The sequence below is a fragment of the Photobacterium profundum genome (assembly GCF_003026285.1).
Lineage (GTDB): Bacteria > Pseudomonadota > Gammaproteobacteria > Enterobacterales > Vibrionaceae > Photobacterium > Photobacterium profundum.
In genome coordinates this window covers 1-22,381 of record NZ_PYOD01000005.1, presented here as the reverse complement: position 1 = coordinate 22,381, position 22,381 = coordinate 1, and the positions used below count along the sequence as shown (strand labels likewise).

Below are 22,381 nucleotides of genomic sequence, written 5' to 3'. Positions count from 1 at the left end.
TGTCATTTATAGATGATAGGGCTAAGTATTTTAAGCTAGAATACCCACAATTATTTTAAGTTCACCTAAAACAAGAAATAATCAAATCACCAAATGCTCTTTTAGATTATTTCTATAACTCTAAATACGCAATTTGGATCCCTCCTTGAGTTACTAATAGAAAGGAAAACATTATGCATGGCATTCTGTCCATTCAATCACATGTTACTTACGGACACGCAGGGAATAGCTCTGCTATTTTTCCGATGCAAAGAATGGGGTTCGAAGTATGGCCAATACATACGGTTCAATTTTCTAATCATACTCAATATAAACAAGGTTGGACGGGACATGCTTTCTCAGCTTCAGATATTGATGAGTTAGTTCAGGGGCTTGATAACATTGATGCGCTGACACGTTGTAAAGCAATTCTCACGGGGTATCAAGGAAGCGCTGAACAATGTGAAGCGATTATAAGAACCGTAGAAAAAGTTAAGGCTCAAAATCCTTCATCCTTATACATCTGTGATCCTGTCATGGGGGCACCGGATAAAGGTTGTATCGTTGCTCCCGGCATTACGGAATACTTGGTAGATCATTTAATGCCAATGGCAGATGTTATCGTACCGAATCAATTCGAGCTCAGCCAATTTGCACAAATGGAAATTAACTCGTTGTCTGATGCCGTGAAAGCTTGCAACATTGCTTTAGCTAAAGGTCCCAAAGTTGTTCTTGTTAAGCATCTATATTGTGTTTCAGACGATAAGTTCAGCATGCTGTTAGCCACACCAGAAGGTTGTTTTCTGGCCCAGCGTCCTCATTTAACGTTTGCTCAGCAACCCGTTGGAGTTGGAGATCTGATATCTTCGTTGTTCACCGCGGGTTTATTAAAAGGTTACTCAACAAGGCGTGCATTCCAACATTGCCATGATGCTTGTTATGGCGTTCTTAAACAAACTCATCAGCTAAACGAGTGGGAATTGCAAACCATTCTAGCCCAAAATGAACTCGTCGAGCCAAGCGAGACTTTTCCAATAGAAATGATCAACCTGAACTTGAAAACAGCGTAAATATAAACACTCGAATATCAGATACACAATCGCTAAAAACAACAAAGGCACCAATAAGGTGCCTTTTCTATTTAGACCCCGTGTTCAATTGATTACACTTCTTGATGCTGAGGCTCTGGGTGCGATAGCTCTCGACAGTAACCCGGTACTTTAAACATACGACGGCATACATCTAAGAATTGCCCATAAACAATACCTAACGCACCAGAAACAAAAGCATTACTTGTTACTGCGGTAATGATTTGATCACTATCTGCACCTACAGCCAATAAAATACAAGCATAAACCGGTGACTGAAACAACACGTAGGCCACCATGTCAGATAAACCCTTCATCCAACTAGAGGGAGATAGTCGATGACCTGTGCGTAATAGGTAATCGCGGAACACACCGTATGGCCATGCAATCGCAATGTTAACGGGGATCGACAAGGTTCGTGATGCTAAAGACTGCTCGAAGGTCATACCCGACACGAAAACTTCAATCATCATGCCTGTAATAAAACTAAAAATAACCATGGCAAACGTATCTGCCGCTGCGTTACGCATATTGAATTGACCTTTGACAGACATTTTAAACCCCCAAGCTATAGCAAATAAAACCAGATTATTAGGTAATAATAGAAAGTTGAACTGGATACTTAACTATATCCAGTTGATTTGCGTATTAGAACAGGTTTTCATTAAAATAAAATACTGAATTTTTTATATGTTGGTAAATTTACCACTAGTTTTAACCTCGTTTTTAGAACAATTTACTACCCACGCACCACTCACGTGCCACATCGATAAAAAACACCAAACTCAAGCCTCATTTAACCACCATAAGTTGGATTAAAAGCACTTTAAAAAGGCAGTAAACACATAAAATTAATCGATATCACCTACAATCACCCCGTAATGGATATTTACCCACAAAATATGACAATAAAACCAAGCAGTAATAAAAACAACAAGAAATGATAATAAATCATTTAATAACAGATAGTTACACACTAACAATGAAATAAAAAATTAAGCCATGAATATTCAACATTGAACAATAAAAATATAACGGATAATTAACCAGTATATTCTTATATTTATCCAGACAAATACCCAACAAATCACACTATCGCTACAGGACATATAAAAGTAACATTTATCGCCATGCATTTATCATCATAATTAAAGTATAAAATCAGAATAAATCACTCAACTTCTATCGATAAATCATGATTTACAACCAGAGAAATTAAAAAACAAATCATATCAAACTGAAAGTTAATTACATATTACTCACATTTCCAACAATCACGATACAAGTTCACTTTGATATTAAATATCAGACAAAGAAAAAGCACCATTACGGTGCTTCTAATTGACATTAACTACTTATAAATAAAGGAGAAAATGGATCAGTTCATATTACTATCTTGCACAGCCTGTCGATGTAACACACCCCCACCTTGATAAGCTGATGGATTACGAGTCAGCGCTGGAGCGAATGCAACGGGCGTAATTGCATTCGATCTTTCTTCATTAAATACGGGTAGCAGAGCCATTGCATGTTCGGTTAGCGCTAAGATGGTTAATGAGGGATTAACACCTAGATTTCCGGGAATAATACTACCATCAAGTATACGCAGGTTTTGATAACCAAATACCTCTCCGCTATCATCTATAACCGCATTCTCGGCGCTATTACCGATACGTGCACCACCCATCATATGTGCCGTTAAAGGTGTACCCGCAACAACTTCTGGAAGTAAATTAGCGGCGTCTCCTCCCGTTATTTTGCAATACATTTCAGCCACTTTTTGGGCAATCGGAAAATAGCTTCTCAACTTTTCATCGTCTGCATATTGCGTAGGAACCCAAGTATTTTTAAGAAACAAGTAATACCACGGTTTACGCATCTCTAGGTGGATATAACTATGGGCAGTTTGCATTACCAGCAGCCATACCCCTCTTTTCGCTTTCCCTACTGGATTCATCACACGCAACGTCGTTATTGGATGACGAACCATATTACCAAGCATAGTGGCTACACGTGGTATGCCTGCATGTTTACTGGTTAAAGGGATATTGGGAACAGTTATCCAAGAAGCGTCATTGGTTGCACCATAGCGTACAACCTGGATCTTGGTCTCATCATCCGGATGGATCATCGAAGTGATTGCTGTACCCAGACTTTGATCAACACTCGGCATCCGATCATGGCGATCATTCACTGTCAGCAATGTTTCTGAATTGGTCATGACTTGACGACCTAGTTCGGTAGAAATATTGGGTAGGGTTTTATCAACATCACGCATTTTAAGCAGCAACGGGATTGAACCCAATACACCAGCAGATAAGGTTAAACCATGAGTCGTTATTGTGTATTTTTCCCGCCCTATCAGCCCCACTCCCTCTTCAACAGTAATAACATAACCCGCACTACCATCTTGTAAACCTGCATCATTTGCAATGGGTTCAATCCGTGTCACTTTACTTTCAGCGCGAATTTCAGCACCATTTCGCTCAGCAAAATACAGGTAGTTTTTATCCAATGTATTTTTGGCATTATTTCGACAACCCACCATACAATTTCCACAGTAATTACAGCTATTGCGTTTGGGGCCTTCACCATTGAAATATGGATCACCACGATCTGCACCTAATGTGGATTCGTTGGGTTCAGCTCCAAAAACATCATGATCTTCTGGGTATAACAAGCCACTGTAAACTGTCGTGTAAGTATCACCACATCCTAACTCTTGAGCTACTTGCTTTAAGGTTTTATCTGCCTCGCCTTCCCATACATTCTGTTGTAACCCTATCATTCGTTGCGCTAAGGCATAATATGGCTTGAGGCGCAGCTGCCAATCATCATGAATATCAAGCCAAGGAGGAGAATTAAACACTTTGTCGTCTGGAACAAGGTGAGTATTACCGTAAACTAACGACCCACCACCAACACCTGCGCCATGAACAACAGACAATTTACGCGTAAACGCAACTTGCAGCGGACCTCGTAACCCAAGCCACGGCATCCATAGAAATTTATTAACTCGCCAGTTAGACTTCGCAAAATCTTGGGCTTCATACCGTTTTCCTTTCTCTAGCACGAGAACACGATAGCCTTTCTCGGTTAAACGTAATGCGCTTACAGCACCACCAAACCCCGACCCCACAACTATATTATCAAAATCAAACTGACTCATATTTACCCTTACAATCAATAAGTCAACATTATTGCAACAATCTAGCACCTATAATAGACAGACTAATCGGTCGGTCAATATTTAATCATTATAATTGCCGAGGGGTTAACAAATGAACACGCCAATAAAAGGTATATCAGAAGAGATAGCTATTCAGACTATTTTCGGTATTGCAGATAGCAAAAAGCCGTCACGAAGACGGCTTCTTTAAATGATGGCGGTGAGGGAGGGATTCGAACCCTCGATACGTTGCCGTATACACACTTTCCAGGCGTGCTCCTTCAGCCACTCGGACACCTCACCACAAATTTCCGTTGGGTACGAATACCACAACGGAGCGCCACTATAGTGACCATATAAGGATCGGTCAACAAAAATCATCTAAACGTCTTATAATTGTTCACTTTTCGACAAAGTTAAAATACTACGCATAAAATATAACGTTGTGGCTACTGCCCATATTTAACTAGGCTGCTACAATACCTCGCATCATTACTTATTATTCATTGCCCTTCACTCTGTATATATTCGAGTCGGTCAATGAGTAGTAGTCAATACAAGCGATTAATCGAGATTAACTATGTCTTCACAGTCACAACTGGGTGCATTACTGCAAGACCCTGAGCTAACAAACCACCTTTTAACTGAAGCGCAAACGCATGGTTTTGTGACTGCAATGGCAGCAGCACCGCATTTGTTAGACCCTTCAGAATGGTTAGCATACCTATGGGGTGGCGATGAAACATCTCCATTTACCAGCCACGAAGATCTTGAAGCTTACGCTAATGCAGTTATTAATATCTGGAATGAGAGCCGTGAGTCCTTATTAGAAGGCACATGGCAATGGCCTGAAACCTGTGTACTTGATGACGCTGAACTCGTTTCGGAAGAAACACGTGATTTTGCTGAAGGCATGCTACAAGGCTGGCAGCTAGCACGTGATGATTGGGAAAACATTATGCCTGAGCATAGTGAAGATAACGCCCTATTAGGTGGCGTATTGCTATCAATCACGCTTCTATACGATCCAGAAAATGCAATGGTCGCATTATCTGAAGAAGGCGCAGATGCACTGGCACAGTTTGAAGAGATCTTTGCAGCAGTACCGAACATGCTATGTGGCTTAACACAGCGTGCACAAGCATTAGTGACGCTTCACTAATTACGCGTACTATATCAAGAGCACTGCATCAGAAAACTGCAGCGTTAAAATGAAAAAAGGTTGCCCTATGTTATGACGAATAACAGGCAACCTTTTTCCTATGCAGCCTTTCAATTACAACGTCAACTAAGGCTTCAACAATACACCTTGTCGCTTATTTCGATGAATAATAAGCAGGGCCGGAATATTCATGAGCACACCATACAATAACGGGGTAAGTGCTAATTCTGGTCTTTGTAATTGTACAACAGCCACAAAAATAGCCGTTCCTGCATTTTGAATACCAACCTCTATTGCTAACGTTTTGACTAATCTCTTATCGCCACGCAATGTTTTAGCTACAATTACCCCAAGAATCATCCCACTCAAGCACAATACGATTGCAGCAATAGATCCAACAGAAAACAGCTGATTAAAGACTTGGGTATTTGCAGCCAACGTAATGGTTACGGTAAAAAACAATGCCCATAATGACGATCGTCCAGCGAAGGAGATAAACGAAGAAAACCATGGAGCCTTAATATATTGCTTCATGATCATACCGATCATTACTGGTATAAACGTTACTGCCGTCAGCTGTAATATTGCCATCTTAACGGGTATAACCAACTGAGTATCGCTGAACACTAAAGGCAGCATCAATGGCAAACTAAGTGGGATAATCAGGCTGCTTATCGCGGTCATACTGATGGACAACGCTGTATCACCGCCACTCAAGTGCGTAATAGCATTCGACGATGCCCCACCCGGCGCTAAAGCCAATAGCCATAAGCCAACAGCAATAGGCTCTGGTAATGCCAATAGATGAATCAATGCATAGGCAAGTATTGGCAAACCGATTAATTGAGCAGTTAAACCTGCCAGTATTTTTTTCGGAAAAGTTGCAACACGTTTAAAATCAGCAAAGGTTAATGTGAGACCAACACAATACATCATCCATGCTAACGCTAGCGGTAATGCAATGGTTAACATTGTCTGGCTCATAGAAAAGCATTCCTTATCTTTATTTTAAATAACAGCTATTTATATTATGTTTACACCAAATGTAGCACATAAAAATGGCGACCACATGGTCGCCACTTAAAAGACTGAGGCCCCGCACAATTATGCGTTGCCTTTCACCTTCAATTGTAATTCAGCAGCAAAGTTAAGCATGCGATTAAGCGGAATTAATGACTTTACACGTAATGCTTCATCAACGAAGATTTCATGCTTTTCTCCGCCTTCAACTAGTGCATTTTCAATTGCTTTAAGACCGTTCATTGCCATCCACGGACAATGCGCACAACTACGACACGTTGCACCCGCACCTGCCGTTGGGGCTTCAACCAATTCTTTATCTGGCACCATTTGTTGCATTTTAAAGAAAATGCCTTTGTCGGTTGCCACTATTAATTTTGTATTCGGTAACTCTTTTGCCGCTTTAATTAGCTGGCTAGTTGACCCTACCGCGTCAGCTAACGCTACAACGCTTGCTGGTGATTCAGGGTGAACAAGCACCGCTGCTTCAGGGTAAAGAGCTTTCATGTCGCGAAGTGCTTTTGCAGAGAACTCGTCATGCACAACACATTCGCCCTGCCACAATAGCATTTCAGCGCCAGTATTTTTTTGAATGTAAGCACCTAAATGGCGATCTGGCCCCCAAATAATGTCTTTACCTTCACTGTCTAAGTGCTCAACAATTTCAAGGGCAATGCTTGATGTGACGACCCAATCAGCACGTGCTTTAACAGCCGCAGATGTATTGGCGTAAACGACAACAGTATGATCTGGATGAGCATCGCAAAATTCAGAGAATTTATCAGCAGGGCAACCTAAATCTAGCGAACATTCCGCTTCTAGGGTTGGCATCAGAACATTTTTTTCAGGCGTTAAGATTTTTGCAGACTCACCCATAAAGCGAACACCACAAATGATCAATGTTTTGGCTGAATGTTGATTACCAAAACGGGCCATTTCAAGAGAATCACCAACAAAACCGCCAGTCTCTTCAGCTAGGGCCTGAATTTCGGGGTCGGTATAATAGTGAGCAACCAAAACAGCGTCTTTTTCCTTCAACAACGCTTTGATTTTCTCGACGTGAGTCAGTTTCTCTTGTTCAGATAATGGAACAGGTTTTTGCGGAAACGGGTAAATCGTTTCAGACGGATCGTATGTTAGGCTCATTACTTACTTGCTCATCAGCTAGTCCTTACTATCCGGGCATTATACACGGTCTAAAAAGGAATTTTTAGCTTTCGCATAACCGATTGTTTAATAAAACAAAAAGGCCCGCCTTAATCAGGCAGACCTTAAACATTCGTTTTCTTGGGGTATCAGTTACCAAGTTGCTTCAGGCTACCTTCGGCTTGCCGTGAGCTGGTTGAACTTGGATAAGTCGATATTACTTCTTGGTAATATTTCTTCGCCAATTCAACATCTTTACTGCGCTCAGCAATAACACCAAGCTTCAGTAATGCATCAGAGCGTTTATTCGATTTTTCATCGCTGGTAACAGCTTTGAATTCTTTACTCGCTTCTGCTAGCTGATTTTGAGTGAAGTACAACTGACCAAGCCAATAATGCGCATTCGCCTTGTACGTAGATTCAGGGTATGTCGTTAAAAAGGAATTAAATGCAGTGACTGCACCCGCATAATCTTTCTCTTTTAAGATTAAGTTAACTGCTTTTTCATACGCTTCATTTTCACTGGCATCACTGCTGTAGGTTTCACCCGACTCAGGCTTATCAGCAGTATCTGTCTTGGCAGCTTTTTGTGGCTGTTGACTTAAAGTATCCACTTCACGGTAAAGTTCACGTTGACGTTCTAACATCTGAGTTAAGTCATAGCTATTACGCTCAACCAAACCACGAAGTTGATCCATTTCTGAGGCTAACTGATTAAGCTGACGCTGCATATCAAGCTGAACCTGATTTCGAGCCTCAAGCATCCGCTCCAAACGTTCAAGGCTGGTGCCCTGTCCGCTTTTACTGAGTTCAGTAACAGGAGCAGGAGCGGCAACTACTTGAGTTGCCGCACCAATCAGCAACGCTAATGCGATATTTCGCACAATGTTACTGTTCATAATCGTTTACCTGTCTATTAGTAAACTAGAACCGCACGACGGTTCTTAGCGTAGTCAGCATCAGTGTGACCAAGCACTAGTGGCTTTTCTTCACCGTAGCTAACAATTGAAATTTGGCTTGCAGATACACCTAGAGCTTGTAGATATTGAGCAACTGCGTTTGCACGACGCTCACCTAGAGCGATGTTGTATTCAGGTGTACCACGCTCATCGGCGTGACCTTCAACAATCACTTTAACATCAGAACTGTTGCTCAAGTACTCAGCGTGTGCTTCTAGCATCGCTTGGTAATCAGCTTGGATTTCTGCTGTATCGAACTTAAAGTAAACAGTTTGCTCTTGACGAAGCTCTTGACTACGTAGCTCTTGCTCAGAAAGTGCAGCTGAACCACCATCGACTGGCGTTGTTACTACTGTTTGAGCAGAACCGTCAGTTGTTTCTGATGCAGCTGAACTATCAGTGCTATCTGTTGAGCTACAAGCAGCAAGAGTCATCATTGGCAGCGCAATTGCCAAACCCTTTAAAATTTTGTTAAGTTGCATTTTATATTTCCTTTATTATCGCAAAAACGCTAAATGTTATAAGAACGGGCCCCAAGACGGTGCACGTACTCGCCCATTTGTCGTAGGTAATCGAGCTTTAAATCGCCCATCAATCGACACTAACGACAGTTCATTAGATTTATTATTAACTGAACTGTAGATAACCATGCCGCCATTAGGTGCAATGCTTGGTGACTCATCCAAAAATGTTTTGGTTAACACTTGAACCGCACCGGTTTTTAAGTCTTGCTTAGCAATGTTGAAACCTGTATCTGAACGGTTCACCATCACTAAATAACGACCATCGGGAGTCAATTGCCCCCCAAGGTTCTGACTTCCTTGCCAAGTCAAACGCTTAGTCGAATTATCTGCTAAATTTACGCGATAAATCTGCGGTTGACCACCTCTGTCTGATGTAAAAATCAGAGACTTACCATCTGGATCCCAAAAGGCTTCCGTATTATTCGCTCGACCTGATGTGATTTGGGTTAATTTTTTCGTCTCTAGATTTTTAATATAAATTTGCAAGCTACCTGTTTTCGATAGCACAATCGCCAATTTTTTACCGTCTGGCGAGAAACGAGGAGAACCGTTATGACGCGGGTATGAAGTAACCAGCTCACGAGTACCTTTGTAGATATCCATGATATAAATCTGTGCTTGCTGATTCTCGAAGCTAACATACGCTAGCTTACTGCCATCAGGCGACCAAGCTGGTGACATCAGCGGCTGCTGAGACTTTAAAACAAGACGTTCGTTAAACCCATCGTAATCAGCAACACGAAGTTGATAAGGATGTTTTGATTTATCATCAATCACTACATACGCAATACGAGTTAAAAAAGCACCTTTATCGCCAGTTAACTGTTCATAAACCACATCAGAAATACGGTGGGCATACTGGCGTAAACGGGTTTCTTTCACGGTTGCACGATTATTAACGAGTAAATGATCTTTGGTTAATACCAATTCACCATTTGCTAAACCACGGCTTTCACCACTGGTTAACTGGCCACGAACAACATCAACCAACTGATAATTAACAACGTAATTACCGTCTGCATTCTTGGTAATTTTTCCCGTTACTAGCGCATCAACCCCCATTGAAGTCCAAGCGTTATAATCAATTTGCTCTTCGCTATCGGGGGTTTGTGGCATTTTACTTGTCGCCACAGGGCTAAACTTACCACTTCGCTGTAAATCAGATGCAATAACCGAAGATATATCAGTCGGTAGTTTACCTTCACCTTCCCACGTGAACGGTATAACACCGATTGGGCGAGCTGAGTCGACACCTTCTGTAATCACTAGCTCAAGTTCAGCTTGTGCGATTTGGCTAAAGCTCAGCAGAGCAATACATAGGCCCATTATCCAACGTTTCATCAATATCTCCTTCATTATTGTGGGCTTACCGTAAGTCGAATACTACGAAGCTTCTCGACAACCTGAGGGTCATCTGGCATCGGGAACTGACTGACTTTAACAACGGCAGCTTTCGCAGCACGGCAGAGGCGATTATCTCCACCGGCTTCTGATGCATTAAGTAACAAGCCATTAGCTGATAAGCGCATTGTTAAAATGCACTCTTTACCAACGAAGCTTTGATCAACCAACAAATTCTGCTGGATCATCTGAGTATAGATTGCACCATAACGAGAGACCTCATCAGCAACAAATTGCCCACGAGCACCACCTCGCTGCTCACTTTCCGTTTCAAGACCTGAAAACATATCGTTTAAAGCCGCTTCTTGCTGACGCTGAAGCTCTTTTGCTTCAGCCGCTTTACGAACGGCTTCTTTGCGTGCTACTTCTGCTTTACGCGCAGCAGCTTCAGCTTTTTCCTTCGCAGCCACCTGTGCTTTACGTTCTTCCTCTGCAGCTTTACGATCGGCTTCGGCTTTGCGTGTCGCTTCTTCTGCTTTACGCTGTTGCTCGACTTTTTGTTGCCTTGCTAATTCAGCTTTTTTCGTAGCTTCTTGTTTCTGCTTTCTATCCGCTTCTGCTTTGGCTGCTTGTTGCTTAGCCACTTTTGTCGCTTCATCTGCTTTACGTTTTTCTTCAGCGACTTTTAGCTTTTCAGCATTCACTCGCTTTCGTTCAGCTTCTGCACGGCGCGTTTCTTGTTCCGCTTTAACTTTATCGGATTTTAACTGCCTTAAACGTTGTTCTTCTGCTTTACGTTGCTTCTCTAATGACGCTGCTTGCTGCTCAAGACGCTTTAATCTGTCTTGCTCCGCATTTTTGGCGGCTTCACGTTGCTGACGAATCTGTTTGGCTTGTTGATTAACTAACGCGGGATCAACAACCACTGCTTGAATCGTATTACCAGAAGGCTTGGGCTTGCTCATAGAGAAATCCGTTCCCCAAAGCAATACAACTAACAATAAAACATGAAGAAGTAACGAGATGATGACGGCAGTAGTGTAATTATTATTTTTCATCCTACTACCTACCTATTGGTCTAATGGTTCAGTCATTAAACCAACAGACCCAACCCCAGCTTGACTTAATGCATCAAGAGTTTCGATAATAAAAGAGTATGGTACTCGTCCATCACCACCAACCATCACTAATGATTTAGGGTTAAGTTGCAATTCAGCTTTCACGCGAGTCAATAAATCATTAAGCGCTAACCCGCGAAGCATGTCACCGTTATCAACACTTAAACCTAACTCACCGTTTTGATCGACCTCAACAATAATTGGCGCACCTGGATTATCACCAGATAAATCAGCGACAGTTTTCGCGGTGTGAGTAGTCGGCAGTTCAACATCGACCCCTTGTGTAACAAAAGGTGCAGTAACCATGAAAATAATCAAGAGTACCAACATCACATCGATATAAGGTACGACATTGATTTCAGCTGTCATTTTTCGCTTTTTAGGTTGATAAGCCATTGCTTATTACTCCTGGTTAGCGGCAAATGCCTGGCGGTGAAGAATACTTGAAAACTCTTCCATAAAGGTCGCATAGGTATGCTCAAGCTTAGAAACTTGGTTCGTCAATTTGTTATAAAACATAACCGCCGGAATCGCAGCAAATAAACCCATAGCTGTTGCAACTAACGCTTCTGCAATACCTGGAGCGACCATTGCGAGTGTTGCCTGCTTGACTGCACCAAGTGCAATAAATGCGTGCATAATACCCCAAACCGTACCAAACAAACCGATATAAGGGCTAATTGAACCGACCGTTGCAAGGAAAGGTAAGCTGGTTTCTAGTTCATCAACTTCACGTAAAAGCGAGACGCGCATTGCTCGAGAGGTGCCTTCCATTACAGCATCTGGTACTTGTCCATTACTGCGATGCAAACGGGCATACTCTTTAAATCCGGTGTAAAAAATTTGCTCAGATCCCATTAGATCATCTTTACGCGCTTCAACTTCTTTATAAAGTTGTGACAGATCGACACCTGACCAAAAACGGTCTTCGAAACGCTCTGCTTTTGAAGCAGCGTTAGACAAAATCTGCGAACGTTTAATGATCATTGCCCAAGAAGCAACTGACATACCAAGCAAGATTAGCATTACGATCTTAACTAACAGGCTTGCCTGTAGAAAAAGATCCAGAATTGACAGTTCAGCACTCACTTAGAAATCTCCGACATAATAAATTGAGGAATTGCAGTTGGTTTCATGGTTTCAGGATTGACACAGGCTACCTTAACAGTAGCTTTACACAAGGTATGACCTGCATTGTTAACTAAACCCTGACAAAATATAATTGATGCTTTTTTTACAGTTTCAACACGTGTTTGCACGATAAGTTGCTCATCTAAACGCGCGCCTTTTAAATAATCCATATCAATATGGCGAATAACAAAGCTCGCCTTATTTTTAAATAGCTCTTGTTGGCTGACCCCGATACTTCTTAATAGTTCCGTTCTTGCACGTTCAAAAAACTTTAGATAATTAGCATGGTAAACCAAGCCGCCTACATCAGTATCTTCATAATAAATAGTGATTGGCCATTTAAATATGTTTTCTTCTGCCATGTTTAATCCACAAGAGTGATGAAACTAAATGCCTAATAACGACTTTAAAGGCTTAATTTGCCTACTATACCTAACTTCATCAGCTTTATGAAATATCCCGAAAGTATCTTCAGCAGCAACGCATATCATTTCTAACAAGAACAGTATTGTACAGCGTTTCTTTGCTAGTTATACCAATTCCATTAATTATCTGACCATTCAGAATACCACTGGGAGTCGAGTTCAAGGATAGTGTTTGATAGAAGAGTGGTTCTCTTTTGAAATCGCTAGACACAGAAGTTGGCTTCCAGTGGTGTTCCCTTTGGGCGAGTTTAAAATACTTTTATACTGCGTTAATAAATTTCAATTTAGAGCCACTAGATCCTCTATTTATCTCCTTGCCTAAAAGCATTTTAACTCTCGCTGAACTGTTCAGATAATTGATGGATTTGGTATTAAGTATATTTCACGCAAAAAAAACAGCCTATTACTCAATTAGTAATAGGCTGTCTATTATGTATCTAAATGTAACCTTGTTTAGTAACTAAAACGCAGCCACATAATATAGCTCAAGATAGGTAAGGCGATAAATGGAGTAAACACAACTTGCCAATACCAATGGCGCGGCACAAAGCCCACCCCATAAATCATTGCCGAGCAGGTTGCCCATATTAATGTTGGTGATGTAACTAAGTCAAAACCACCAATAGCCAGAGCAAAATGAGTAGGCTCCCAAACGACCAGCCCAGCAGATGCTAGCGCCAGTAGAAAGGATAATGCACGTAATAGTGCATTATCTAATAACTGATGAGCCTGTGTGACCCATAAGCTGAGGCTACTCACCTTTGTTATCCATATCTTCAGTTGTTTCAAGCCATAAAGCGTTGATAATACCGAATGAGCAGGCTAGCAGAACACCAAGAATCCAAGCGAAATACCACATAGTCTGTCTCCTTAATACAGTGAAGTTTTGTTGTCTTCGATAAACTTGCTATCAAGACGGCCAAACATTTTGTAGTAACACCATGAAGTGTACGCAAGAATAATTGGCACCATAACAAATGCTACGCCAGTCATAATGTTCAGCGTAAGCTCACTTGATGTTGAATCCCATACTGTCAAACTATTCGATGGTACTAGGCTTGAAGGCATAATGAACGGGAACAATGCGAAACCAAATGTCAGGATAACACCTGCCATCGTTAAGCTTGATGTCAAAAATGCAAAACCTGCACGATTAGCACGAGAAGCGACAACGGTTAGCAATGGCATAACAACCGCAAGAATTGGTGCAATCCATAGTAATGGGTAAGCATCAAAGTTTGCGAACAATGCACCTGTTTCACGCATTACTTCTTTTGTTAATGGGTTTGAAGGACCATTTTTGATGATTTCAGACGTAATTACGTAACCGTCAATGCTCTGAGCCCATACACCAGCAGCAGCAAAACATACCGCTGTAATAACAGCAGTAATCGATGCAACGCTGCGAGAGCGATCATGCAAAGCATCTGTTGTTTTCATCTGTAGGTAGGTTGCGCCTTGAGTCACAATCATCATCAAGCTAACAATACCGCACAGTAATGCAAACGGGTTTAGCAAGCCTAAGAATGTACCTTTGTATGACGGAACCATAAATTCACTCAAGACAAATGGAACACCTTGCAGCAAGTTACCGAAAGCCACACCAAAGATAACTGGTGGCACAAAACTACCAACGAAGATTGCACGGTCCCAAGTATTACGCCATTTTGGCGATTCAATCTTAGAACGGTAATCAAAACCTAACGGACGTAACCATAAAGCCGCCAGTGTTAGCACCATTGCGAAGTAGAAACCAGAAAACGCTGTTGCGTAAACAAGAGGCCAAGCCGCAAATAAAGCACCACCTGCAGTGATAAGCCAAACTTGGTTACCATCCCAATGCGGTGCAATTGAGTTAATCATTATTCGGCGTTCTGTATCTGTCTTACCAATAACGTTAGACAAGATACCTACACCCATATCGAAACCATCTGTAATAGCGAAACCGATGCAAAGCACACCAATTAACAACCACCAGATGAATCGCAATACTTCATATTCAAACATTGCTTACTCTCCCTGAATTACGCTTCAACCTGACGCGATACCACATTCTGTGGTGCATCATTTTGTTCAAAGTGATAACGACCTGTTTTCAGGCTACTTGGACCTTTACGTGCGAACTTAAGCATCAAGTACACTTCAGCAATCAAGAACACAGTGTAAAGTGCAATCATTGACACCAATGTTGTGATAATTGCTGATGGCTCAAGATCAGATACCGCCATAGATACAGGTAAGATCTCACCTACAGCCCATGGTTGACGACCATACTCTGCAACGAACCAACCGGCTTCAATTGCAATCCAAGGTAGTGGTAAACCGTAAAGCGCTGCTTTGAGTAACCACTTCTTCTCTGTGATCTTGTGACGGCACGTTTGGATAAATGCAGCACCAATGATGCCCAACATTAAGAATCCAGCAGCAACCATGATACGGAAGCTAAAGAACAGCGGCCAAACAGTAGGGATTGAATCATCTACAGCTTTAGCAATATGTTCAGGCGTTGCATCAACAACATTGTCAGTATATGGCTTAAGTAGGAAGCCATAACCAAGGTCTTGCTTCACTGCATCAAACGCAGCTACATTTTCTGGCGAGCGATCGCCATTACGTAATTTTTCAAGTAAACCATACGCAACCATACCGTTACGAATACGAACTTCGTGTTCATCTTTCAGATCACGTAAGCCAGTTACTTGGGTATCAGTAGAACGTGTCGCAATAATACCCATCACATATGGGATCTTAATGGCGAAGTCGGTTTCCATTGTTTCTTGATTTGGCAAACCAAACACAGTGAATGCTGCAGGAGCCTCTTCTGTGTGCCATTCTGCTTCAATCGCAGCAAGCTTCGTTTTCTGAACATCGCCCAGCTCGTAGCCTGATTCATCACCAAGAATGATGACAGAAACAATCGCAGCCATACCAAATGATGCCGCAATGGCAAAAGAACGACGTGCAAACGGAATGTCACGGCCTTTCAGCATGTAGTATGAACTGATCGCAAGAACGAACATCGAGCCAGCTACATAACCAGAAGCGACTGTATGAACGAATTTCACCTGCGCTACTGGGTTAAAGATAACTTCAGCAAAGCTCACCATTTCCATACGCATGGTTTCAAAGTTAAATTCAGCCCCTACTGGGTTCTGCATCCAACCGTTAGCAATAAGAATCCACAGCGCAGAGAAATTAGATGCGATAGCAACTAACCATGTCACCGTAAGGTGTTGACGTTTTGATAAACGATCCCAGCCGAAAAAGAATAAACCAACCAAAGTGGATTCTAGGAAGAACGCCATCAACGCTTCGATGGCAAGAGGCGCCCCGAAAATGTCACCAACGTAGTGAGAATAGTATGCCCAGTTTGTACCAAACTGGAATTCCATAGTAAGGCCGGTGGCCACACCTAAAGCGAAGTTAATACCAAAAAGCTTACCCCAGAACTTTGTCATGTCCTTATAGATTTGCTTTCCAGTCATTACATAAACTGATTCCATGATGGCTAGTAGGAACGCCATACCTAGAGTCAGTGGTACGAACAAAAAGTGATACATCGCAGTTAATGCGAATTGTAATCTCGATAGTTCGACGACATCAGTGAACATGTTGAACTCCTTTTTTCGTCAGGCTGAGTGACGACAGTACTTACACAGTGTACCGGTTGTTGGGTTTAGCAAAATGTAGCGTACAAACCCGCAATTTGATTGCCGTCCTGGCTGCCATATCAAGTGATATCAATGACTTCCTTCTTATGTTGCGGCTATGTGTCAAATTAGTTGATTTATTGTTAAGCTACAGCTAATAAAGTCATTGCTAATATTACTGACATTCACCGCCCGCGGCAAAGGATTTATCACACATTTTTCTTTGATAAACATCAATAAAAGCTGTTCATTTTTCAATCAACACCGTTCAACTTGATATAGATCAAACTTTACAGCACTCTTTTTACAGGTTGCATAACGTATTAAAAGATAAGATTTTTCGTAAAATATGGCGCTAATTAACAGGATAAGACACCTTATTTTAAAATATTCATCACTCGGATATACATAGTTAGAAAAAAGAAGGGTAACTCGCCTTTGTTCTAAATCTGTTACATGCCTATATGACCTAGACATTAACATCAAAATTATAGAGTTAACGTGTAAAATAGAACAGATTTCAGATTAGTTATTCTAATCTAAAAAAAGAATTTTTTTTGCTTTTCACTTTAAGGAAAATATCTATAATCAGCGGCAGAAACAGGTTGAACCATCCAGAGGAGAAAAGTCATCTTTTAGGTGGGTTAAAAACAGTTTCCCTATTAAAACCTAAATTGATTGAGGAAATCACAATGGCTCGTATTTTTGAAAAAATCATCTCTTTATACCAACCATCATTTGTTGAACTATACAAAAATGGTCACTAGATAACGTCCGTTTTTGACACATCTAAAGGTTAGATCAACCTTGTAAGATGGAATAAGTTGGATGGCAATTGCTTGAACAGCAACTCAATTGTCAAATAGTTGTAAATGTAAGCAAACATTTAACACAACAAAGGCCAACAAAATCAGAAAAACTGCTTTGAAATATGAAATCGAGGCGATATCGCCTCGATTTTTTACATTCCCATTACATGCCTACGACCAAAATTCTGCTATAAACGCAAAAAAACCCATCCGAAGATGAGGCCTTTTATTTGGCTCCCCTTGCTGAACTCGAACCCGCGACACACAAATTAACAGTCCGCCGTTCTACCAACTGAACTAAAGGGAAATTATCTCTTTGGGTGCATCACGCTTTTATTAGCAGCTATGCGCCATTAAAAACTGAACACTTTGTTCTGCAGTATAGTAAACCGGGTCTTCCCCATGGCTAAACAGCTTTAACGGCTTACCGTTCGCAGTATGATAGCTCAATTCACCATTTAGTAGGTGTAGCCATGTACCTTCTGGAATACCGACAACGGGTTCATACTGATTAATTTCTAAAAACTCTTGGATACGTTCATCACGGGTTTCCCCCATGTGACCTTCCACATTGGCTTCAAGGTAATGAGGGTTAATTTGGAATGGCACTAAATTTAATGACGAAAGTACCGCACCTGTAATGATCGGCATATCATTTGTTGTACGAATAGTAGGACAAGCAATGTTTGTTCCTGCACTCCAGCCAATATAAGGCGTACCTTGATCAAGAACTGCTTTGCGAATTGGTCCTACTAAACCTAAATCATGCAATGTTTTGTTCAGCACCCAAGTATTACCACCGCTGACCAAAATACCTTCAGCTTCTTGAATCGCCTTCACTGGATCTTCTGCACGATGTAAACCCGTTACTTTGCAATCTAAACCTAACGCATCAAATGTTTCTTGCACCAAGGCAACACGAGCATCATGGCTAGAACGAATCACAGCATAAGGGATCAGAACTAAGTTTTTAGCCCCAGTTCGTTTGATTTGCTCGACAACAGCTTCACTCGCAAACTCCATCACATGCTGGTTGCCCGCAATCTTGCCATTACTTAACAATAAAATATCCATCTTTTCTACCTTATGTTCTGTATTGATACTCATCGAATTTATAGCAGACAGATAACGCCTAATTACGCATATTTACAACGAGAGCGATCACAAAAAGTGCAAGGGGCTAGTTTATTGATGATGCTTTGGCTGATTATTCAGCAATAAGCACTACCTACTTACAGTTTGCCAACACAGATTTAAACTAAAACACATGTAATACAACATATTGATATGCTGTAAGGCAGTCAGAATTATAAAAATAAATGCACATTACCTCATTTATAACAGGAAAATAGCACCAAACTTGAAAAACCCTGCCCGAGAGGAGTTGTTATACCCTTCACAAAATCAGATAATACTAAGATCTCTTTCAAATAGAATTATGATGGTATGACTGAATACCTTTTATTACTTGTCGGTACAGTGTTGGTAAACAACTTTGTACTCGTTAAATTCTTAGGTTTATGTCCATTTATGGGCGTATCTAAGAAGCTGGAAACTGCAATTGGTATGGGCTTGGCGACGACATTTGTCTTAACCTTGGCTTCCGTGTCTGCGTATCTCGTGGAAAATTACATTCTTGCGCCTCTTGGCATTGAATACCTTCGTACTCTTAGCTTTATTCTTGTTATTGCAGTTGTCGTGCAATTTACCGAAATGGTGGTACATAAAACGAGCCCAACGCTATACCGTTTGCTGGGTATTTTCCTACCGTTAATTACGACTAACTGCGCGGTATTAGGTGTTGCTCTATTGAATATCAATGAACACCACAACTTTATCGAGTCCGTTATTTATGGGTTTGGTGCCGCAGTTGGTTTTTCGTTGGTCTTGATTTTATTTGCTTCTATGCGAGAACGTATTGCTGCGGCAGATGTTCCAGGTCCTTTTAAAGGCGCCTCTATTGCAATGATCACAGCAGGTCTTATGTCTCTTGCCTTCATGGGCTTTACTGGATTGGTGAAACTGTAAATGAGCGGAATTTTAATTGCAGTTATTGTAATAGCTGTCTTAGCCGCAATTTTTGGCCTTATTCTTGGGTTTGCTTCTATTCGATTCAAAGTCGAAGCTGACCCTATTGTTGAACAAATTAATGCCATTTTACCACAAACTCAATGTGGTCAATGTGGCTATCCGGGTTGCCGCCCTTACGCAGAAGCGATTGCAAACGGCGATGAGATAAATAAATGCCCACCAGGTGGCCAAGCTGCAATTGAAAAGCTAGCCGACTTAATGGGTGTGGAAGTACAAGATTCAGCACACGAAGAAGAAAATATAAAGACCGTAGCTTTTATCCATGAAGACATGTGTATAGGGTGCACTAAATGCATCCAAGCTTGCCCTGTTGATGCCATTGTTGGCGGTACAAAATCGATGCATACCGTAATTAAAGACGAATGTACTGGCTGTGATTTATGTGTTGCCCCCTGCCCTACCGACTGTATTGAGATGATTCCGGTTAAAGATACGCCGGAAAGTTGGAAATGGGATCTTAACCAGATTCCGGTCGTCAATCTTCCTACTGAACCCAATACTGACAAGGTAGAGTAAACATGCTGTCAATTATCGAACAAATAAAGCAAGGTCAGCTTTGGGATTTTCATGGCGGGGTTCACCCTGCAGAGAATAAAGCCATTTCTAATCAAGCTGAACTGCAACACGCTGGCGTACCGCAACAACTTATTATCCCTCTGAAACAACACATAGGTTCTAGAGGCGATGTTATTATTGCGGTTGGCGATAACGTCCTAAAAGGTCAGCCACTGACCCAAGGTGATATTGCCATGTGTGTACCAGTGCATGCGCCCACGTCGGGAACAGTCACTGCAATAGAACAACGTACAATCGCTCATCCATCAGGTTTAACCGACTTATGCATTGTTATCGACAGCGATGGTAATGACCAATGGTGTGAGCAATCACCTATTGCTGATTATACAGCCGAAGAATCTGCTGATCTGATTGAGAAAATACGCCTCAGTGGTATTGCAGGGTTAGGTGGCGCAGGTTTCCCTACCAGCCGTAAATTGCAAGGCGGTTTGGGTAAAGTTGATATTCTGATCATCAATGCAGCAGAGTGTGAACCTTATATCACCGCAGATGATCGCTTGATGCAAGATTATGCCGCAGAGGTTATTGACGGTATTCGTATTCTTCGCCATATCGTGAAACCAAAGTTAACGATTATCGGTATTGAAGACAACAAGCCCAAAGCGATTACAGCATTAGAAAAGCACGTTACGAAAGATGATCACATCATTATTCGAGTGATACCCACTAAGTACCCATCAGGCAGTTCCAAGCAACTGGTTAAAGTACTGACTGGGCGTGAAGTACCCAGCCAAGCACGATCAACATCGGTCGGTGTAGTTGTACAAAACGTGGGAACAGCTTTTGCTGTTAAACGTGCAATTATCGATGGCGAACCTTTGATTGAACGAGTCGTAACATTAACAGGTGAAGCTTTCCAGCAACGTGGTAATGTTTTTGCGCGCCTCGGTACGCCGATTTCATACCTGCTTGATAACTACAGCTATCAACCAGATAAGAAATACCCTCGTGTCATTATTGGCGGTTCATTAATGGGCTTCACTTTACCTCACGCCGATGTGCCTGTTACTAAAGTCACAAACTGTATTCTTGCACCTAAACGAAAAGAATTACCTTTACATACGCACGAGATGGCATGTATTCGTTGTACTGCGTGTGCAGAAGCTTGCCCTGCGTCTTTATTGCCTCAGCAATTGCAGTGGTACGCGAAAGATCAAGATTACGCAAAATGCGAAGAATATAATCTCTTCGACTGTATTGAATGTGGTGCGTGTGCTTATGTGTGCCCAAGTGAAATTCCACTTGTTCAATACTACCGTCAGGCTAAATCTGAAATCACCGCCAGAAAACAAGATGAAGCCAATGCCGAGCGCGCAAGATTACGCTTTGAAGCTAAAAATGCACGCATGGAACGAGACAAAGCTGAGCGTGAAAATCGCTTTAAGAAAGCAGCTGATGATCGTCGTAAAGAAACTGCAGCTAAGGGTGGTGATGATGCGGTAGCCGCAGCCATTGCTCGCGTGAAAGCCAAACAAGTCGCTGCAAATTCACCAGATACAGAAAAGAAGCCCGCCGTAGCTGCCGCTATTGCTCGGGCAAAAGCCAAACAAGCGGCCCATACAGATAAAAGCGCCGCTGTTCCTGATAATACAGAAATGGCGAAATTACGAGAAGAACGTAAACGTTTAGCACGTGAACGAAAAGCAGAAGCCGAGAAGGTTGCCGCAGAAGAACAAACGTCAGCACCAGTAGAAAGCGGTGATGGTAAAAAAGATGCTGTTGCTGCTGCCATTGCACGTGCGAAAGCCCGTAAAACAGCGCAACAAGCTGATAGCGCTGAATCCGATTCAAGTTCAAACACAGAATCAGCTTCAACAGCAGAAGCCGAAGTCGATCCGAAGAAAGCCGCTATTACTGCAGCCGTTGCACGTGCGAAAGCCCGTAAAGCAGCGCAACAAGCTGATGCTACTGAGCCCAACTCAAGTTCAAATACAGAATCAGCTTCAACAGCAGAAGCCGAGGTCGATCCGAAGAAAGCCGCTATTGCTGCTGCCGTTGCACGTGCGAAAGCCCGTAAAACAGCACAACAAGCTGATACCGCTGAACCTGATTCTAGCTCTAACACGGAATCTGCTTCAACGGTAGAAGCCGAGGTCGATCCGAAGAAAGCCGCTATTGCTGCTGCCGTTGCTCGTGCGAAAGCCCGTAAAGCAGCGCAACAAGCTGATACTGCAGAACCTGATTCTAGCTCTA

21 protein-coding genes and 2 tRNA genes are annotated in these 22,381 nt (G+C 41.9%); 5 read left to right on the top strand and 18 right to left on the bottom strand.

The annotated features are described in order from the left end of the window. Positions 1-173: 173 nt before the first annotated feature. The gene (gene pdxY / locus C9J48_RS14080) at positions 174-1,049 is read left to right on the top strand and encodes a pyridoxal kinase PdxY (protein WP_006233088.1); all 876 of its coding nucleotides are present in this window, start codon (positions 174-176) and stop codon (positions 1,047-1,049) included. Positions 1,050-1,141: 92 nt separating this feature from the next. Here the strand turns inward: pdxY and C9J48_RS14075 are convergent, their stop codons facing one another. The 3 genes from C9J48_RS14075 to C9J48_RS14065 all read right to left on the bottom strand — a co-directional run bounded on the left by C9J48_RS14075 (position 1,142) and on the right by C9J48_RS14065 (position 4,539). After that, complete coding sequence (locus C9J48_RS14075) at positions 1,142-1,621, bottom strand: L-alanine exporter AlaE (protein WP_006233087.1); 480 nt, start codon at positions 1,619-1,621, stop codon at positions 1,142-1,144. 824 nt (positions 1,622-2,445) lie between these two features. After that, a complete protein-coding gene (locus C9J48_RS14070) occupies positions 2,446-4,236 on the bottom strand; it encodes a GMC oxidoreductase (RefSeq protein WP_006233086.1) in 1,791 nt (596 codons plus the stop codon). A gap of 215 nt (positions 4,237-4,451) precedes the next feature. Continuing rightward, positions 4,452-4,539: transfer RNA gene (locus C9J48_RS14065), tRNA-Ser, on the bottom strand. Positions 4,540-4,816: 277 nt separating this feature from the next. Between C9J48_RS14065 and C9J48_RS14060 the strand changes: the two genes are divergently transcribed. After that, positions 4,817-5,398 (top strand): UPF0149 family protein, encoded by a 582-nt coding sequence (locus C9J48_RS14060; RefSeq protein WP_006233085.1) that lies wholly within the window; start codon positions 4,817-4,819, stop codon positions 5,396-5,398. A 126-nt stretch (positions 5,399-5,524) separates the two neighbouring features. Here the strand turns inward: C9J48_RS14060 and C9J48_RS14055 are convergent, their stop codons facing one another. From C9J48_RS14055 to pepE, 15 genes are all read right to left on the bottom strand, one after another. Next, positions 5,525-6,382, bottom strand: coding sequence for a bile acid:sodium symporter family protein (locus C9J48_RS14055; RefSeq protein ID WP_006233084.1), 858 nt, complete (start codon positions 6,380-6,382; stop codon positions 5,525-5,527). Positions 6,383-6,502: 120 nt separating this feature from the next. Continuing rightward, complete coding sequence (nadA, locus tag C9J48_RS14050; protein WP_006233083.1) at positions 6,503-7,564, bottom strand: quinolinate synthase NadA; 1,062 nt, start codon at positions 7,562-7,564, stop codon at positions 6,503-6,505. Between the two features lie 149 nt (positions 7,565-7,713). Further along, complete coding sequence (gene ybgF, locus C9J48_RS14045; protein WP_006233082.1) at positions 7,714-8,463, bottom strand: tol-pal system protein YbgF; 750 nt, start codon at positions 8,461-8,463, stop codon at positions 7,714-7,716. Positions 8,464-8,480: 17 nt separating this feature from the next. Further along, positions 8,481-9,005 (bottom strand): peptidoglycan-associated lipoprotein Pal, encoded by a 525-nt coding sequence (gene pal, locus C9J48_RS14040; RefSeq protein ID WP_006233081.1) that lies wholly within the window; start codon positions 9,003-9,005, stop codon positions 8,481-8,483. 36 nt (positions 9,006-9,041) lie between these two features. Then, a complete protein-coding gene (gene tolB / locus C9J48_RS14035; RefSeq protein WP_036804040.1) occupies positions 9,042-10,391 on the bottom strand; it encodes a Tol-Pal system beta propeller repeat protein TolB in 1,350 nt (449 codons plus the stop codon). A gap of 11 nt (positions 10,392-10,402) precedes the next feature. Further along, positions 10,403-11,446 carry a cell envelope integrity protein TolA gene (tolA, locus tag C9J48_RS14030; protein ID WP_006233079.1) on the bottom strand — a complete coding sequence of 348 codons (1,044 nt, stop codon included), beginning with the start codon at positions 11,444-11,446 and terminating at the stop codon, positions 10,403-10,405. A 12-nt stretch (positions 11,447-11,458) separates the two neighbouring features. Then, on the bottom strand, positions 11,459-11,902 hold the full coding sequence (tolR, locus tag C9J48_RS14025) for a protein TolR (RefSeq protein ID WP_006233078.1): 444 nt from the start codon (positions 11,900-11,902) through the stop codon (positions 11,459-11,461). 6 nt (positions 11,903-11,908) lie between these two features. Further along, positions 11,909-12,595 (bottom strand): protein TolQ, encoded by a 687-nt coding sequence (gene tolQ, locus C9J48_RS14020; RefSeq protein WP_006233077.1) that lies wholly within the window; start codon positions 12,593-12,595, stop codon positions 11,909-11,911. Beyond that, the gene (gene ybgC / locus C9J48_RS14015; RefSeq protein ID WP_006233076.1) at positions 12,592-12,999 is read right to left on the bottom strand and encodes a tol-pal system-associated acyl-CoA thioesterase; all 408 of its coding nucleotides are present in this window, start codon (positions 12,997-12,999) and stop codon (positions 12,592-12,594) included. Before ybgC ends, tolQ begins: the two co-directional genes overlap by 4 nt. A 516-nt stretch (positions 13,000-13,515) precedes the next feature. Further along, on the bottom strand, positions 13,516-13,821 hold the full coding sequence (ybgE, locus tag C9J48_RS14010; protein WP_006233075.1) for a cyd operon protein YbgE: 306 nt from the start codon (positions 13,819-13,821) through the stop codon (positions 13,516-13,518). After that, the gene (cydX, locus tag C9J48_RS14005; protein WP_006233074.1) at positions 13,814-13,921 is read right to left on the bottom strand and encodes a cytochrome bd-I oxidase subunit CydX; all 108 of its coding nucleotides are present in this window, start codon (positions 13,919-13,921) and stop codon (positions 13,814-13,816) included. The genes ybgE and cydX overlap by 8 nt, the downstream gene beginning before the upstream one ends. Positions 13,922-13,932: 11 nt before the next feature. Then, positions 13,933-15,069: a cytochrome d ubiquinol oxidase subunit II gene (gene cydB, locus C9J48_RS14000; RefSeq protein ID WP_006233073.1), complete on the bottom strand. Its 1,137-nt coding sequence runs from the start codon at positions 15,067-15,069 to the stop codon at positions 13,933-13,935. 17 nt (positions 15,070-15,086) lie between these two features. Beyond that, positions 15,087-16,673 (bottom strand): cytochrome ubiquinol oxidase subunit I, encoded by a 1,587-nt coding sequence (gene cydA, locus C9J48_RS13995; RefSeq protein WP_006233072.1) that lies wholly within the window; start codon positions 16,671-16,673, stop codon positions 15,087-15,089. A gap of 1,079 nt (positions 16,674-17,752) precedes the next feature. Further along, positions 17,753-17,828: transfer RNA gene (locus C9J48_RS13990), tRNA-Asn, on the bottom strand. A gap of 29 nt (positions 17,829-17,857) precedes the next feature. Beyond that, positions 17,858-18,595 carry a dipeptidase PepE gene (gene pepE, locus C9J48_RS13985; RefSeq protein WP_006233070.1) on the bottom strand — a complete coding sequence of 246 codons (738 nt, stop codon included), beginning with the start codon at positions 18,593-18,595 and terminating at the stop codon, positions 17,858-17,860. A gap of 372 nt (positions 18,596-18,967) precedes the next feature. Here pepE and rsxA point away from each other — a divergent pair, with 372 nt between their 5' ends. The 3 genes from rsxA to rsxC all read left to right on the top strand — a co-directional run. Then, entirely contained in the window at positions 18,968-19,549 is a 582-nt protein-coding gene (gene rsxA / locus C9J48_RS13980; protein WP_006233069.1) for an electron transport complex subunit RsxA, read from the top strand. Further along, positions 19,550-20,128, top strand: a complete 579-nt coding sequence (gene rsxB, locus C9J48_RS13975; RefSeq protein ID WP_006233068.1) for an electron transport complex subunit RsxB — start codon at positions 19,550-19,552, stop codon at positions 20,126-20,128. Between the two features lie 2 nt (positions 20,129-20,130). Next, on the top strand, positions 20,131-22,381 hold a 2,251-nt coding region (gene rsxC / locus C9J48_RS13970), incomplete at its 3' end, for an electron transport complex subunit RsxC (protein WP_107281167.1).